We start from the raw sequence: 15,806 nt of genomic DNA, 5'->3' as shown, positions 1-15,806 counted from the left end.
ACGGGCCTTGCACAGCTTAGCTCAACTGTGGCGCGCGGGTGCGCCATGCGTGCCCCGATTCAATCGCGGCGGCGCAGTACGTAGACCAGCGTTTCCAGCCGGGTCACGCCGGCCTTTTGGAATTTGGGTTCGTGCGCCAGGGTGTCGCGCCGGTAGACGAGTTCGGCGATGCGGTGGGCGTCGGCGCCCGGTTCGCCGTACAGCGCCTGGACTTCTTCGTCGCCGACGCAGAAGGGCGGCCCGTCCATTTCGTGCTGCGGGTAATCCAGGGTGATCAACAGCCCCTGGTAGTCGTCGGGCAATTGGCCGTATACGTGGCGGACGTAGGGCCCGCGCATCTCGCGCGGCAGCGCCACCAGGGCCGCGCGGTCGAACACGGCCGCGCAGCCGCGCAGCGTTTCGGCATCCAGGTCGAAGATATCGCCCGCGATGATTTCGATGTCGCCGGCGGTGTAGTGCTCGCCCATGGAGGAGCGCCGCACCTGCGGGGTCAGGCCGTTTTCGTCGAAGAACTGTTCCACCGCCAGGGGCGAGAGCTCCACGCCCAGCACGCGCAGGCCACGCGCGGCCAGCCACGGCATGTCCAGCGACTTGCCGCACAGCGGCACGAGGACACGGCTGCCGGGCGCAAGCCGCAGCGTGGGCCAGAAGCGCTCCAGGGGCGGCGTGATGCGCGTCTGATGAAAATGCGTGCGGCCTTCGCGCCAACGTTCCAGCCAGAATTGCGGGTCCATGCCACCTGCTCCTCTTTCCCGATAGACCGGTTCATTGTAAGGAGGCCCGGCGTGAAAAGCGCGGCGGAGCGGGATCCGCCTTATACCGGCGCACGTCCGCGCGTCGGACGGGGCATGCGCCGGCGCGGGCGCTTCAGATGGTGGCCATATCGATCACGAAGCGGTATTTGACGTCGCTTTTCAGCATGCGGGCATAGGCGTCCTCGATGTCCTGCATGTCGATCATTTCGACGTCGGCCGTGATGCCGTGCTCCGCGCAGAAGTCCAGCATCTCCTGGGTTTCCGGGATGCCGCCGATCAGCGAGCCGGCGATGGCGCGGCGGCCCATGATCAGGTTGCCGACGTTGGGCGATGGATGCGCGGTTGCCGGCACACCGACCAGCGTCATGGCGCCGTCGCGCTTCAACAGCGCGGTGAATGCATCCAGGTCATGCGAGGCGGCGACGGTGTTCAGGATGAAGTCGAAGCTGCGCGCATGCCGGGCCATTGCATCCGCATCGCGCGACACCACGACTTCGTCGGCGCCCAGTTTGCGTGCTTCCTCCACCTTCGAGGGCGAGGTCGTGAAGGCGACGACGTGCGCGCCCAGCGCATGCGCCAGCTTGATGCCCATGTGGCCCAGGCCGCCGATGCCGACGACACCCACTTTCTTGCCGGGACCTGTCTTCCAGTGGCGCAGCGGCGACCACGTGGTGATGCCGGCGCACAGCAGAGGCGCCGCGGCGGCGAGCTGTGCCTCCGCGTGTTTGATCTTCAGCACGAAGTACTCGTCCACCACCACGCTGGCCGAATAGCCGCCGTAGGTGTTCTCGCCGCTGCCGTCCAGCCAGCCGTTGTAGGTGCCCTGGAAGCCATGCGGGCCTTCGCAGTATTGTTCCAGCCCGTCGCGGCAGGAGGCGCAGGTACGGCAGCTGTCGACCATGCAGCCGACGCCGACGATATCGCCCAGCTTGAAGCGGGAGACTTCCTGGCCGACGGCGCTGATGCGGCCGACGATCTCGTGGCCGGGCACGGAGGGGAAGCGTATGCCTTCCCATTCGCCGCGCACGGTGTGCAGGTCGGAATGGCAGACGCCGCAGTACAGGATCTGGATGGCGACGTCGTTCGGGCCCGGTTCACGGCGTTCGATCGTGGTCGGCGCCAGCGGCGTAGTGGGGGATAGGGCGCCAAAAGCCTTGGTTTGCATGGTGTTTCCTTCCAAACAGGCGCGCGGTCGCCGCCCGCGGCAGGACCTGCCTGGCGGGTAAGGGGATGCGCGGGGGATAAGCCGCGGAAGAGCCGCCACGGGCGCCGGGACCGGCGCGGCCGCGGGGGCGGAGCGGATGCAGGCAGTATAGGTACGGCGTATTGTTGGGTCTATGCCCTAGAATTGGCATGCCGTACTGGCCTTTTCCCATGAATAAACGTCCCAGCCTGACCGAATTGACCGCGTTTGCATCCATCGTGCGCCACGCCAGCTTCCGCGCCGCGGCCGATGAACTGGGAATGTCGGCTTCCACCTTGAGCCACATGATGCGGTCGCTGGAGCAGCGCCTGGGCTTGCGGCTGTTCCATCGCACCACCCGTAGCGTCGCCCCCACGGAAGCCGGCGCCCGCTTCTTCCACAACGTCGCGCCGCTGCTGGGTGACCTGGACCAGGCGCTGATGGACCTGGAAACCTTGACCGAACGGCCCACGGGCAGTGTCCGCATCAATGCCGCCGAGCCGGCGGCCCGCATCCTGATGACGCGCATCGTGCCCGCCTTCCTGGAACGCTATCCCGGCATCCATGTGGACCTGGTCGTGGAAGGGCGGCTGGTGGATATCGTCGCGGAAGGCTTCGATGCCGGCGTGCGGCTGGGGGAGTCGCTGCCGAAGAACATGGTGGCCGTGCCCTTCGGCGGGGACGGCCGGCTGATTTGCGTGGCCTCGCCGGCCTACCTGGCACGGGCCGGCACGCCGCGCACGCCGGACGAACTGGCCCGCCACCCCTGCATACGTTTTCGCCTGCCCAGCGGCAAAATGTACCGCTGGGAGTTCAAGCGCCACGGGCAGGAATTGAAGTTCGATGCCAATGGGCCGATCACCCTGGACAACATGGACCTGATGGTGCAGGCGGCGATCAAGGGACTGGGCGTGGCCTTTGTCTGGGACGACACCGCCCGGGCGGCTATCGAGAACGGCAGCCTGGTCTCCATCCTGGATGACTGGACGCCGCCCTTCGAGGGCCACTACCTGTACTACCCCAGCCACCGGCTGGTTCCCGTGGGGCTGCGCGCCTTCGTCGACGTGATCAAGGACGTGGAGCGCGAGGCTCCTTCTAGCGTTAACAGGCCCTAGGCGCTGCGCTGCAGATACGCGCCGGCCCTGGACCGGCCGGACCAGCGCCAGCGGACCACGTCGACCGCCATGAAAGCCAGCAGGCTCAGGCCCATCAGCGGCAGGCTCCAGCCCAAGGCGACGGCCAGCACCACGGCGATGGCGCGGGGCATCGCCGGCAGGCGTTTCCATGCCTGCGTGACCGTCAGCACCGGGGACCCCGGCGCCGGACGGCGCCGCCACCACATCGCGTAGCCCAGCACGATCATCGCGCTCAGCGCAATGCCGAAGGCGGCCATCAACAGCTGGTTGGGCCAGCCGAACAGGATGCCCATATGTGTGTCGATGCCCCAGCGGATCAGCTTGGCGACCAGCGGGAAATTGGCGAAATCGGCGCGTCCGACGACGGACAGGTCGCGGCCGTCGATGGCGACGGCGTCCACCTGCGTGGGCCAGGAGCGGTCCACCTCGCGCACCGTCCATGCCTGGCCGGGCTTGCGCGGCGGCCGGATTTCGATCTCGCCGGCGTCGATGCCGGCGGCGCGCGCCGTCGCCAGGATGCGGTCGTATCGCGACGCCGCGTCCTGGGGGCGGGGCGCTTCCGTGGGCGTCGGCGCGGGCATGGCCGTGCCCATGCGGGACGCGTGGCCGGCGCCATGCTCCATCCCGCCCATACTCGCCATATGGTCGGCATGCTCCCCGCCGTCTTGCGGCCCCGCGGCGCCCGCCTGGAGACCGGTCGGAAGGGCGGGGGTCACCCATCCCAGCTCCTGGCGCAGCACATTGATGTTGCCGCCGGCCCAGCGCGACCACGTCAGCCCGGTAACGGACAGGAAGAACAGGCCGACGGCGATCCATAGGCCGATCACGCTGTGCAGGCGGCGCAGGCGCAACCGTGGGCTGGACGCCGCGCCGGCCAGCTGCGCCGCGCGCCGGCGGCCATACGCCCACAGCACGATGCCGCCCAGCGCCGCGATCCACAGCCAGGAAGCCGCCAGCTCGCTGTAGTTTCGGCCCAGGCCGCCCAGCATCAGATTGCGATGCAGGGTATCCAGGGTGGTGCGCAGGGGCAGGGTGCCGCTGGTGCCGTAGACGTTCAGGTCGCCCTTGACGGCAAGGGTGACCGGGTCCACGAAGATCGCCCGGTGCTCGGAGTCCTGCAGGCCGGGCTCGCTGAACATGACGCGCGTGGTGGTGCCGGGGCGCGGGGCGGGCCGCACGGCGTGCAGCGTCAGGTCGGGGCCGATGACCGCGCGCGCGGCGGCGATCTGCTCGGCCAGCGGGCGCGCGGGTCCCGTCGTGTCGGTGTACAGCTGTCCGGCGTAGAGCCGGTTCTCTATCTGCGGCGTCAGGACGAATAGCGTGCCCGTGACGGCGGCGACGAGGATGAAAGGCCCGACGAACAGGCCGATGTAGAAGTGCAGGCGCGTGATCAGCGCCATGACCGCCGCTGGCGCGGCAAGCCTGGCCGCGCCGCCTTGCGGGGGCGCGGCGCGATGCATGGGTGCGGACATGGTAGCCACCTTGTCTGGAGCATGGACGAACGGCCCGCGCGGCCTCGCGCCGCGCGGGTATCGGGGGATAAGGATCCGATCGTCAGGCCGAAGGGGGCGCGCGCGAGCCCAGCGGCGGACCGGCGGGCGGCAGGGGAGGCAGGGTGAGCGGCGGCAGGAAGCCGGCCGCCGCGTCGCGGACGGCTGCCAGGAGCGGCGCGAGGCCCACGGGCGGCAGGTCGGCGGTCAGGTGGGCCGAGACCCAGAAGGGGCACTCGGCGCCGGCGGTGTGGTCCGAGTCGGAATGCCCGCCGTCCTGGTGTCCCTCGGCTTGATGCCCGCCGTGGCCGCCGTGGCCGCCGTGCACGGCGTGGGCATCGCCTTCTTCCGCGGCCCACTCGGCATGTCCGGCATGTGCCCCGTGTCCCGCCGCACCGGAACCGGCGTCCGGTGCATTGCGCAGGAACTGCAGCATGGGCACCGCGCCTGTCGACGTGCATAGGCTGATGCGGATCACCCCCTGCCGCAGGGCCGCGGTGTCGGGCATATAGCCCACCGGGATCAGCGCCCGCAGGAGAACGGCCAGCAGCAGCAGGCACGGCATCAGGCGCGTGCCGCGGGCGGGGCGGGGGATCCGTAGGGCGGGAAACATGGTCGACGGCGGTTATCGGTGCTCGTTCGGGGGGAATTCTACGTCAGCGGCCGGCAGGCACACGCCGAGCCAGGTCATGGTTCCATGTGAGGTGGATTGCGTTTCAACGCTTCTTGCGCCAGCGCCGATACAGCAAGGCGTAGACCGCCAGGTTGCCGCCCAGCAGCAGGCAGGCCAGCAGCACCTGGGTATCGCGGGTCAATTCAGGGGGATAGATCAGGGCTGCCAGGTAATGCTGGATGAAGTCGCCGCCGTAGGGCCGCAGGCCGGCGCGGACGCGCAAGGCGTTTTCCAGCGGGGTAAGCGGGCAGATCCATCCCATGCCCGCCACCATCGCGCCCCAGGCCAGGGCGGGCAGATGCAACAAGACGAGCCAGCGCTTCCAGAAAGCCGCCAGGCCGCCCACAATGACCCATGCGACGAACAGCCCATGCAGCACCAGGACCCCGTCGGCCAGGATGCGGTACGTTAGCGGTGTGACCATATCGGCGGCCGTCGGTCCGTGAATGCGGGCCCTGGGCCGGGCCCGAAAGGCATGCCGTGCGCTTCATGTTACGCGAGCCGTGCAACGCGCGGCGCGCCCGGCCGCCGGACGGCATCGCCGGGCACGGAGCTTGCGTACGTATTCCTTCGGTCAAGAACGCCCCCGGACGGGGCGGTATATGCGAACGCGCGGTGGCGCGGCGGAGTAAATATGGCAAAGATCATGGTGGTGGACGATGAGGCCTCGCTGGCGAGAGTCGTGCACGAGGCGCTCAGCGGCGCCGGCCATACGGTATATGTGGAAAACGACGGCCTGACGGCCCTGACGCGGATGCTGGAAGTACAGCCGGACCTGGTGGTGTCCGATGTGATGATGCCGGGCATGGGCGGCGCCTCGCTCCTGACCGCCATGCGCGACAACGCCTATCTGGAAGAAGTGCCAGTCATCGTCATGAGCGGCCTGCCCGAGGAATCGGTCGTCAAGGCCTGCCCGCATTACTCCGCGTTCATCGCCAAGCCTTTCGACTTGTCGGCCATCGTCGATACGGTGGATCGCGTGCTGCGCAACGCCGCCTAGGCGCATCGCGCCTATGCCGGCGGAAGTCATGACTTGACCTAGGGTTTCCGTCCATCGGTTCCAGGGATTTTCCGGATTAAAGTGGCTGGCGTGCCCGCGAACGGTGCACGCCCCATGCACCGCATGGCACCCCATACGACAAGAGGTCCGCCGCGCCAGCCGGGACGGGCCCGCGCAGCATCCGCGCCAACAAGGGTCCGCCGGGACCCCGTCCAGGAGACACACCATGAACAGTCCAGCAGACTTGAAGACCCGTCCCGCCCTATCGCCCAATGTGGAGCAATGGCTGTCCCGGCCGCGTTCCATGCTGATAGGGGGCAAGTGGGTGCAGGCCCAGTCCGGCAAGACCTTTCCGGTGCACGACCCCGCGACCGGCGAGGTGATCGCGCAGGTGGCCGAAGGCGATAAGGCGGACATCGACGAGGCGGTGAAGGCCGCGCGGCAGGCCTTCGAGACCGGACCCTGGTCGCGCATGACCGCCTCCGCGCGCGGCCGCATGATCCATCGTATCGGCGACTTGATCCTGGAGCATGCCGACGAGCTGGCGGAACTGGAAGCCATCGACAACGGCAAGCCGAAGTCCGTGGCACGGGTGGCGGATGTCGCGCTGTCGGCCGATATGTTCCACTACATGTCCGGCTGGGCCACCAAGATCGAAGGCAAGACCATACCGATCTCGGCCCTGGCGGCGCCCGGCATGGAGTTCATGTCCATGACGCGCCCCGAGCCCATCGGCGTCGTGGGCCAGATCATTCCCTGGAACTTCCCGCTGCTGATGGCGGCCTGGAAGCTCGCGCCGGCGCTGGCCACGGGCTGCACGGTGGTGCTGAAGGTGGCGGAAGAAACCCCGCTGTCGGGCCTGCGGCTGGGCGAGCTGCTGCAGGAAGCCGGCCTGCCGCCGGGCGTGGTGAACATCGTGCCGGGCTTTGGCGAGACGGCGGGCGCGGCCCTGGCCGGGCACCCCGGCGTCGACAAGGTGGCATTCACCGGATCGACGGAGGTCGGCAAGCTGATCGTGCAGGCCGCTTCGCGCGACCTGAAGAAAGTCAGCCTGGAGCTCGGGGGCAAGTCGCCCAACATCATCCTGGGCGATGCCGATCTGGATATCGCCATCCCGGGCGCGGCGGCGGCCATCTTCTTCAACCATGGCCAGTGCTGCAACGCCGGCTCGCGGCTGTACGTCCAGCGCAATGTCTACGAAAAAGTGGTGCAGGGCATCGCCGACCTGGCCGGCAGGATCACGCTGGGCCACGGCTTGCTGGAAAGCACGCAGATGGGACCTCTGGTGTCCCAGGTGCAGTACGAGCGCGTCACCGGCTATCTGGAATCGGGCAAGACCCAGGGCGCCCGGGCGGTGTGCGGCGGCAAGGGCCTGGGTGGCAAGGGCTATTTCGTCGAACCGACCATCCTGGTGGATACCAGTCCCGAGATGAAGGTCGTGCAGGAGGAGATCTTCGGCCCCGTGCTGGTGGCCACGCCCTTCGACGAGGTCGACGACGCCCTGATCGCGCAGGCCAACAACACGGTCTATGGCCTGGCCGCGGGGGTGTGGTCCGGCAGCGAGGGACGCGCCATGAGCATCGCCAACCGGCTGCGCGCGGGCACGGTGTGGATCAACTGCTATCACGTGTTCGATGCCGCCTTGCCGTTCGGCGGCTACAAACAGTCGGGCTGGGGCCGCGAAATGGGCCAGGCGGTGCTCAATAACTACCTGGAGACCAAGGCCATCACCACCCGGCTGTCGTAGGGGACTCGGAGACCCGGCCCCGGTGGCCCGGCCGCGCCGGCATGGCAAGCCGGCGCGGTTCGACCGCTTGGCCCGGCCGGCGTGGCTAGACCGCTTGGCCCGGCCGGCGTGGCCCCACCGTTTTATCGCGGATAATGCGGCTTCCTGGGGAGAACACCATGTACGTGCCTGCCGCATTCCGCGAAGAAGACCTGGCCGCCATCCATCGCGTCATGCGCGAGGCGCGGCTGGTACAGCTCGTCACCGCCGGTCCGGACGGTCCCATAGCCACGCCGCTGCCCATGCTGCTGGCGGCCGATGAAGGGGAGCAGGGCGTCCTGTACGGCCACATGGCGCGGGCCAATCCGCATTGGCGCGCCAGCGTCACGGGTCATGCGCTGGCGATCTTCATGGGCCCCGACGCCTATGTGTCGCCCTCGTGGTACGCCAGCAAGCAGGCCGACGGCAAGGTCGTGCCTACCTGGAACTATGTGTCCGTCCACGCCTATGGGCCGGTGGAGTTCTTCGACGATGCACAGCGCCTGCTGCAAGTCGTGTCGGGCCTGACCGATCGCCACGAGGCCGCGCGCGAGGCGCCATGGTCGGTGTCGGACGCCCCGGCGGACTACATCGCCGCCATGCTGCGCGGCATCGTGGGCGTGCGCCTGCCTATCGCGCGCATCGATGCCAAGCGCAAGATGAGCCAGAACCGCGGCGCGGAGGACCGGGCGGGTGTGCGCGCGGGCCTGGCGGCCAGCGACGACCCCACGGATCGCGCGGCCGCCACCCTGGTGCCGCGCTGATTCCCGGCGCTGCGTTACACGTCGCGGCTGAAGCGCCGCTTATTCCGTCGCTTATCCCGCGGCGCCGCCTGGCGCGGGCTGGCGTTGCGCCGTCGTGTCGGGGCTGCCCGGCACCGCCAGTGGCGACGCATCGGCCGGCAGCAGCAGGCTGGCGCGCGGATTGGCGATTTCGATGCCCAGCTCGCGGAAGCGTTCCAGGATACGCCGGTTGATTTCGCGCTGCACGCCCCAGCGGCCCTTGTCGCTGCAACGCATCTGGCCCACCAGGGTGACCATGGATCCGTCTACGGAGTCCACGCCCCAGACCTCGATATCGTTCAGGATCTGATCCTTGAAGTTCGCGTCCTCGCGCAGCGACGCGCCGATCTCCTTCAGTTCCCGCACGACCATGTCGATGTCGGTATCGTAGGCCACGCTGATGCGCACGGCCGCGTTGCCGATGCCGCGGTTGCTGTTGCTCACGGTGGAAACCGAGCTGAAGGGCACGATGTACAGGGCGCCATCGCCGCCACGCAGCCGCACGGTGCGGATGGACAGGTATTCGACGCTGCCCGACACGCCGGCCACGGTAACCCAGTCGCCCACGCGCATGGCGTTTTCCATCAACAGGAATATGCCGGTGATGAAATCCTGCACCAGTTTCTGCGAACCGAAACCCACGGCGACGCCGATGATACTGGCGCCCGCCAGCAAGGGCGTCGTATTGATGCCGATCTGGTTCAGCGCGGTCAGGCCCACGATCAGCGCCACCACGATGAACAGCGCCGTGCGCAGCATGGGCAGCAGCGTGCGCAGCCGCGCCGCGCGCACCGCGTCGCCTTGCCGCGTCCAGCGTGCCAGGCGCCGCTCCACGGCGTATTGCGCGGCTTCCCAGACCAGGATGGCGACGACGATGGCGATCACGATGGTCAGCGCGGCCGAGGCCAGGCTGCGTCCCAGCGTGCCGCTGGCGAACCAGCTCATGGCATCCACGCCCCAGGACTCGAACAGGACGACGGCGGTGCACAGGATGAGTGCCACCGACACCAGGCCGCGCGTCCAGGGATAGTAGCGTTCCGATAGCCGCGTGGCGCCGCTCGGCGCCGCATCGCCGTTGCGGTGCGCCGCGTCCCGGCCGGCGGAGAACAGGCGTCCCAGGCTGCCCAGGATCAGGATGGCCAGCAGCCGCGCGGCCACCAGCACGACTGCCGATACCAGGACGAAGTGGATCAGCTTGGGAAAGCCGTCCTCCACGCCCATCGCCCATACCACCCATACGCCCATGACGATGACGATGGCGATGGCCGCCCAGGCTTCCGCCAGCCAGTTGCGCGCGACGGCCAGCGGACCGCTGGCGTCGGACGCGGCGCGCAGGGCGTGGCGCACGGGTCGCCGCAGCTTCAGGATGAGAACGACCGCGCTCAGGTGCACGAGCAGCGAGACCGCCTTCAGGAAGGCCATGCGCAGCGCCGGTCCGGTGCCCAGCAAGGGCAGGGTGTCGGCGATGGCCATGCCGAACAGCGCCAGTGCGGCGATCCAGCGTATCCAAGTCGTCAGCAGCCGGGCCGGCCGCGGGCCCACATCCAGTAGCCGCAGTCCTCGTCCCGCCGGGGAAACCAGCAGCCGCACCACGGCCATGGTCAGCCGCAATGCCACATAGGCCTCGATGAAGCCGGTGACCGCTTCACGCACACGTGCGTGGTCGCCGGCCGCGTAGCGCAAGGCCAGGCTGGCGGCGATGAAGAACAGCGCGATGGGCAGCAATTCCAGGATCAGGGCGCCCAGGGCGTAGGGCAGGTTGCGCAGCGTGCGCCAGTGGTGCCTGGAGTTGCGGGCGCCTTCCTCCTCCCGTGTCTTGTCTGCCTCGGGGGTGTGCCGCGCCTGCGCGCTGGCTGTTTCCACGGCGGGCGGGGGCACGGAGCCGGCGGCGTTTTCCTTGCCGACGGGGATGGTTTCGACGCGATCCACGCCTTCGCGGTGCGTCTGGACGACGGCCACGCCGTCGGTCGCCGGGGTCAGGCCCGCCTGCGCCGCGTCGCGGGCGGCTTCGTGCGGCGTCGGCCGCGCGGGGTCGCGCGCGGGCGCCGCGCCGTCATGCCGCGCATCATGCCGCGCCGCCAGCCGGTTGGCGTGTTCCTCCAGCGCGAGGCGCGGCCGGCGCAGCGCGCGGTGCAGCGCCCATTCCAGCAACAGCCCTAGCGCGAACGCCGCCGCCAGGGCCAGGGCCAGCAGGCCCAGCAGGCGTTGTCCGGCCGGCGTGGTCAGCGTGCGCGACTGGGCGAACAGGGCTGGAATCTCTTTCGCGGCCTGGACGGCTTCGCTGCTCTGCCTGGCGAAGTTGTCCGTCCATCCATCCAGGCTGCGCAGCAGGCGCGCCATCAGGCCGCCGCGCTCCAGGGGCACGATCGTGCTCGGCTCCGCTTCCGCCGTGCTATCCGCCGCGGCGGGCGGGGAGCCCGCGGGCGCCGCGGAGGCCGGCGCCGTTACGGTCGAGGACGCCGCCGGCGCGGCGGATGGGGGAGTGGCCGTATCGGCGGGCGCCGCGGCGGCGATGGTGTTCAGGACGCGGATCAGCTCGGCGCGCCGGCCGTCGTCGCGCAGGATATCCGCGGTGCGCCGCGCATCGGCCGGTGTGATGGCGGCGGCCGCCGAGACCGGATGGGCGGCACCGGTTGCGCTCGGGGCGGCCGCCGCGACGGCCCCGGACGGCTGCGGCGCGGACGGCGGCGGTGTGCCGCCGGTCCCGGTCTGGGCCATCGCGGCGCTGCCAAGCAGGAAGAATGAAGCGATGCAGGCCAGGCTGGCCTTGCGGATGTGGCGTGTGTGCATACCCGGGAGCCGGCCACGGATGCCGGCGGAACGACCGAAACCCGCCGGCAGAGCAAGCGCCATACCTACCGGCCCGCTGCATCGCTGCCGCGGCAGGCCGGCCATCCGGGCTCAATCGATGCAGCGCGCCGCCAGGCCCCGCGCATCGGCCGCCCGCAGCGCCAGCGCGCTGCCGCTGCGGATGCCGTGGGCCAGGAGTTCATCGACGTCGTCCTCCCGGGCGCCAGCCGGCAAGGCGACGCGCCGCGCGGCGACGCCCGGTGTACCGACGCCCGGCGCATCGACGCCCGGCGCATCGACGCCCGGCGCTTCGTCCGCGTCCGTTTCCTCGCTAGGCGTGGCATGCCGTTCGCCCCATTGGCGCAGCGCGAGCAATACGGGCACGAGATCCCGGCCCCGCTCCGTCAACACGTATTGCCGGTAGACGCTGCCGTCCGACGCCGGCGCGATGGAAAGAATGCCGCGGTCGACCAGCATCCGCAACCGTGCCGTCAGGATGTTGCGCGGGATCCCCAGGCTCTTCTGGATGGCATTGAACCGCCCGATCTGCTTGAAGACATCCCGCAGAATCAGCAGGGTCCACCAGTCCCCGATATGGTCCAGCGCCCTGGCGATTGCGCAGGGCGAGGCGTGCAGGCATTTTCTTTTCACTGAATGGCTCCTCATGGGTACGCGTTTGCAATTGCACCGATACGTGCCGGCCTGTCGGCCCGACGGGGCTTGCCGGCATCACCGCCTTGCCGGATCGCCCCGCGTGCCGGCATCGCCGGATTGCTGCATTGCTACTGCTGCATGACCACTGTGCCGCTTCGCTCGCGCGGCTATTGTTTTTTGGGGGTGAGTCTAAGCAGGCGCCCTTCGGTGCTGTCCTCGATCACCCACAGCGCGCCGTCCGGCGCCATCGCCACATCCCGGATGCGACGGTCCATATCCCAGAGATCCGCCTCGGCGGCGCCACCCTTGCCGTCGAAGACGATGCGCGCCAGTGCCTGCGCCCGCAAACCGCCGATGAAGGCAGATCCCCGCCATTGCGGGAACATCGATCCCGTGTAGAACGCCAGCCCCGCCGGGGCGATGACCGGCGTCCAATAGAGCACCGGTGCCTCGAATTCCGGCCGGGTGGCATGGCGCGGGATCGGGGTGCCGTTGTAGTTGTCGCCGTTGGACACGATGGGCCAGCCGTAATTGCGGCCGGCCACGATCAGGTTCAGCTCGTCGCCGCCCATGGGCCCCATCTCGTCCATCCATAGCCCGCCGTCGGGCGCGAAGGCCAGGCCGTAGGGGTTGCGGTGGCCGGTGGTCCAGGTCTGGGCGCGCACCCCGCCTTGGGCGGCCCAGGGGTTGTCCGGGGGCGTGCTGCCGTCCAGGTTCAGGCGCAGCACCTTGCCCAGGGGCTGGTCCGGATCCTGGGCGGTTTCCGGCCGCATGCGGTCTCCCACCGTCAGGAACAAATGCCGGCCGTCGGGCGCGAAGGCGATGATGCCACCCGGCTGCCCGCCCGGCCCCTTGTAGGCCTGCCGCCAGATCGCCGATAGTCCCTTCAGGCTGGCGCCGGCCGGCCCCTCGTCCAGCGTCGCGCGCGCCAGCACCAGGCTGCCGCCACCCGTCGCGGGCTCCACATAAGTGAAGTAGATGGTGCGCCGGGTCGCGTAGTCCGGCGCGGCGATCACGTCCAGCAGGCCGTTCTGGCCGGCATAGGCCACCTTGGGTACACCGCCGACCGCCGTCTTGCGGCCCTGGGCGTCCGTCAGATACATGCGCCCGGGCTTTTCCGTGACCAGCATGCGTCCGTCCGGCAGGAACCCGATCGCCCATGGCTGGTCGAATGTGGCGACCGGCGTGGCGACGAAAGGCTTGTCGGCGAGCGGTTTGATCAGGCCGGCATTGGTCTCGGCCGCGGCGGGCAGCACCGCCAGGTTCAGCGCGGCGGCCAGCGCCGCGGCCGTACTGAAGATGATGCGAGCAAGCTGCATGAGTCGTCCTCCTGCCTTCCTGTATCGTCATCCCCGCCGGAGACCCCGGCGCCGTCCCGCCGGATCCTTACGCAGCCAGCGGGACGACTCCCACGCTCTCCGCCAGCGCGTCCAGTGCCGCGCGCAGTTCGGCATGTATGGGCACGCCGCCGGCCATGCGTTCGTCGTAGGTCCGGTTCGATTGCTCGCCGGGCAGGCGGATCTCGTCCCAGCCCGGCAAGCGCTCGGAGGACTTCATCTGCGCCCAGATGTCGTCCACCTGCTCCTCGAAATGCCGCAAGGGCATGAATGCTTCCACGTCGACCGCGATCACCGTGTGTCCGGTGTTGGTCGTCGTGGTGTAGTCCTGGTTGAAATCCACGACATCGCGGCCGAAGGCGGCGCCGTTCAGCGTTCCCGCCAGCAGCCCGAACATCATCGCCAGGCCATAGCCCTTGGCCCCGCCTATGGGCAGCAGGAAGCCTTCGTTGGACCGCTTGGGGTCCAGCAAGGGCTTGCCGTCGCGTCCCACCATCCAGCCCTCCGGCATCATTTCGCCGCGCTGCGCCTTGGCCTTTACCTTGCCATAGGCCGCGTTGGTGGTCGCCATGTCCAGCACGATGGGCGGCCGCGCACGGCCGGGCACCGCGATGGCGATGGGATTGGTCGACAGCAGCATGTCCGTGCCGCCCCAGGGCGGCATATGGTTGGCGCTGCCCACGGCCATATAGATGCCTATCATGCCGTGTTGCAAGGGCATGCGCGCATAGATTCCCGCCGGGCCCGCATGGTTGCTCATGCGCGCGCCTACCCAGGCCACGCCGGTGCTGCGCGCCTTGTGCACCGCCAGGTCGGCGGCCTTCTTCATGATCAGGTGCCCGATGCCATTGTCGCCGTCGATCACCGCCGAGCCCGCCCGCTCCTGCACGACGCGGATGTCCGGGCGCATATTCATGCCCCCGGCGCGGATGCGCTTGACATAGGGCGGCAGCCGGAACACGCCGTGCGCGTCGGCGCCGCGCGCATCGGCCTCGGCCATGATCGCGCCCACGATGCGGGCGTCGTCTTCCGGCATGCCTACCGCGTGCAGCACGCGCGCGATGAAGTCCTGGAGCTGGGTCGTGCCGACACGGATGCTGCCCGGTGCCTCGGCGGTGGGAGTGGCTTGCGACATCGTATAAAACAGGACCGCGATCCTGCCATATCACTTTGGACTGAGGAAGGCAGAGTATAGGAACCGTCCCTCTCTCGGGCCAATGCCGTTTTCTTACCAAGCCATAACAAACTGTTCTAGACTGCGGGCTGGCGCCACCCTTGCCACGGACGCATGAACCTCAAAGCCTTGCGGTATTTCGTTGCCATCGCCGATGCGGGAAGTTTCACCGCCGCCGCCGCGCAGGTGCGTATCGCCCAGCCGGCCCTCAGCCGGCATGTCCGCGAGCTGGAAAGCGAGCTGGGCGTCACCCTGCTGCGCCGCAGCGCCCGCGGCGCGATCCTGACGCAGGAAGGCGCCGCCCTGTGCGAGGCGGCGCGCCGCATCCTGGCCGAAGCCGAACAGGTCAAGACGCAGTTGACGGCCCAGGCGCAGCTGGGGCAATCCACCATCACCGTGGGCGCGTCGCCTACCCTGGGGCGCGTATTGCTGCCGGGCCTGTTCGAGCGCTGCGACAGCGCACTGGGCGGTTTCCGCATCACGCTGCGCGAATCGTTCACGCCCACGCTATCGGACTGGCTGGAACGCGGCCTGATCGACGTGGCCTTTCTGACCAACCCGAACGGCTCGCGCGATTTCGCGCTCCATCATCTTTACAGCGAACCCTTCGCGCTGGTTACCGCGATGCCGCGGCGCATCCCGGCGACGATACCGGTGTCCGCGCTGCCGGACCTGCCGCTGTTGATGACGCGCTTCCACCGCAGCGTGGTCGAACGCCAGCTCGGCGTCGTCGGCGGACGCTTGAACATCCATTCCGAAATCGACTCCGTGGAGTCGATCCGCGAACTGGTCATGCAGGGACGTTGGGCCACCCTGATGCCGGTTTCGGTCTTCAGCCGCCAGCGCGAAGCGCGCGCGGTGGCGCTTTCGGAGATCACGGGCGTACAGTTGAACCGGCTGCTGACGCTGGCGGTGCGCCGCGACGCCGGCGCCAATCCCGGCATTGCCCGCTTCACCGAGATCGTCAAGGCCGAATGCGCCGAGCTCGTCGCCAAGGGCGTATTCAGCTTTTCGGAAGGGCCGCTGGTGCCGCGTGGCGGCGCCGCGTGACCGGCGGTCTTGATATA

At 69.0% G+C, this 15,806-nt stretch carries 14 protein-coding genes; 5 read left to right on the top strand and 9 right to left on the bottom strand.

Going from position 1 to position 15,806, the window contains the following annotated elements; genetic code table 11:
- Positions 1-59: 59 nt before the first annotated feature.
- Positions 60-734 carry a thiopurine S-methyltransferase gene (locus BAU06_RS18865; RefSeq protein WP_066353525.1) on the bottom strand — a complete coding sequence of 225 codons (675 nt, stop codon included), beginning with the start codon at positions 732-734 and terminating at the stop codon, positions 60-62.
- A gap of 133 nt (positions 735-867) precedes the next feature.
- Entirely contained in the window at positions 868-1,920 is a 1,053-nt protein-coding gene (locus BAU06_RS18860) for an NAD(P)-dependent alcohol dehydrogenase (RefSeq protein WP_066353524.1), read from the bottom strand.
- 209 nt (positions 1,921-2,129) lie between these two features.
- On the opposite strand from BAU06_RS18860, the gene BAU06_RS18855 reads away from it, so the two are divergent.
- Entirely contained in the window at positions 2,130-3,053 is a 924-nt protein-coding gene (locus tag BAU06_RS18855; RefSeq protein ID WP_066353518.1) for a LysR family transcriptional regulator, read from the top strand.
- On the opposite strand, the gene BAU06_RS18850 is transcribed toward BAU06_RS18855, so the two are convergent.
- From BAU06_RS18850 to BAU06_RS18840, 3 genes are all read right to left on the bottom strand, one after another.
- Positions 3,050-4,546, bottom strand: coding sequence for a PepSY-associated TM helix domain-containing protein (locus tag BAU06_RS18850; protein WP_066353517.1), 1,497 nt, complete (start codon positions 4,544-4,546; stop codon positions 3,050-3,052). The two genes, BAU06_RS18855 and BAU06_RS18850, sit on opposite strands and share 4 nt — an antisense overlap.
- A gap of 82 nt (positions 4,547-4,628) precedes the next feature.
- Positions 4,629-5,177: a DUF2946 family protein gene (locus tag BAU06_RS18845; protein ID WP_066353516.1), complete on the bottom strand. Its 549-nt coding sequence runs from the start codon at positions 5,175-5,177 to the stop codon at positions 4,629-4,631.
- A gap of 103 nt (positions 5,178-5,280) precedes the next feature.
- Entirely contained in the window at positions 5,281-5,661 is a 381-nt protein-coding gene (locus BAU06_RS18840; protein ID WP_066353514.1) for a DUF2784 domain-containing protein, read from the bottom strand.
- A gap of 210 nt (positions 5,662-5,871) precedes the next feature.
- Here BAU06_RS18840 and BAU06_RS18835 point away from each other — a divergent pair, with 210 nt between their 5' ends.
- The 3 genes from BAU06_RS18835 (at position 5,872) to BAU06_RS18825 (ending at position 8,766) form a co-directional block, all read left to right on the top strand.
- Positions 5,872-6,237, top strand: coding sequence for a response regulator transcription factor (locus tag BAU06_RS18835; RefSeq protein ID WP_197509322.1), 366 nt, complete (start codon positions 5,872-5,874; stop codon positions 6,235-6,237).
- A gap of 226 nt (positions 6,238-6,463) precedes the next feature.
- Complete coding sequence (locus BAU06_RS18830) at positions 6,464-7,984, top strand: aldehyde dehydrogenase family protein (RefSeq protein WP_066353512.1); 1,521 nt, start codon at positions 6,464-6,466, stop codon at positions 7,982-7,984.
- 158 nt (positions 7,985-8,142) lie between these two features.
- Positions 8,143-8,766: an FMN-binding negative transcriptional regulator gene (locus BAU06_RS18825; protein ID WP_066353510.1), complete on the top strand. Its 624-nt coding sequence runs from the start codon at positions 8,143-8,145 to the stop codon at positions 8,764-8,766.
- A gap of 51 nt (positions 8,767-8,817) precedes the next feature.
- Here BAU06_RS18825 and BAU06_RS18820 read toward each other — a convergent pair whose 3' ends face one another.
- From BAU06_RS18820 to BAU06_RS18805, 4 genes are all read right to left on the bottom strand, one after another.
- The gene (locus tag BAU06_RS18820) at positions 8,818-11,574 is read right to left on the bottom strand and encodes a mechanosensitive ion channel domain-containing protein (protein ID WP_066353509.1); all 2,757 of its coding nucleotides are present in this window, start codon (positions 11,572-11,574) and stop codon (positions 8,818-8,820) included.
- Positions 11,575-11,685: 111 nt separating this feature from the next.
- Positions 11,686-12,225, bottom strand: a complete 540-nt coding sequence (locus BAU06_RS26705) for a winged helix-turn-helix transcriptional regulator (protein WP_066353507.1) — start codon at positions 12,223-12,225, stop codon at positions 11,686-11,688.
- Positions 12,226-12,395: 170 nt separating this feature from the next.
- Positions 12,396-13,547: a PQQ-dependent sugar dehydrogenase gene (locus BAU06_RS18810; RefSeq protein WP_066353505.1), complete on the bottom strand. Its 1,152-nt coding sequence runs from the start codon at positions 13,545-13,547 to the stop codon at positions 12,396-12,398.
- 67 nt (positions 13,548-13,614) lie between these two features.
- Positions 13,615-14,700, bottom strand: coding sequence for an Ldh family oxidoreductase (locus BAU06_RS18805; RefSeq protein WP_066353502.1), 1,086 nt, complete (start codon positions 14,698-14,700; stop codon positions 13,615-13,617).
- 153 nt (positions 14,701-14,853) lie between these two features.
- Between BAU06_RS18805 and BAU06_RS18800 the strand changes: the two genes are divergently transcribed.
- A complete protein-coding gene (locus BAU06_RS18800; protein WP_066353500.1) occupies positions 14,854-15,789 on the top strand; it encodes a LysR family transcriptional regulator in 936 nt (311 codons plus the stop codon).
- Positions 15,790-15,806: the final 17 nt, after the last annotated feature.

The organism is Bordetella bronchialis (genome assembly GCF_001676705.1).
Taxonomy (GTDB): domain Bacteria; phylum Pseudomonadota; class Gammaproteobacteria; order Burkholderiales; family Burkholderiaceae_B; genus Bordetella_C; species Bordetella_C bronchialis.
Note: the sequence above shows the minus strand (reverse complement) of the source record. Positions and strands in the feature narration are given on the sequence as shown.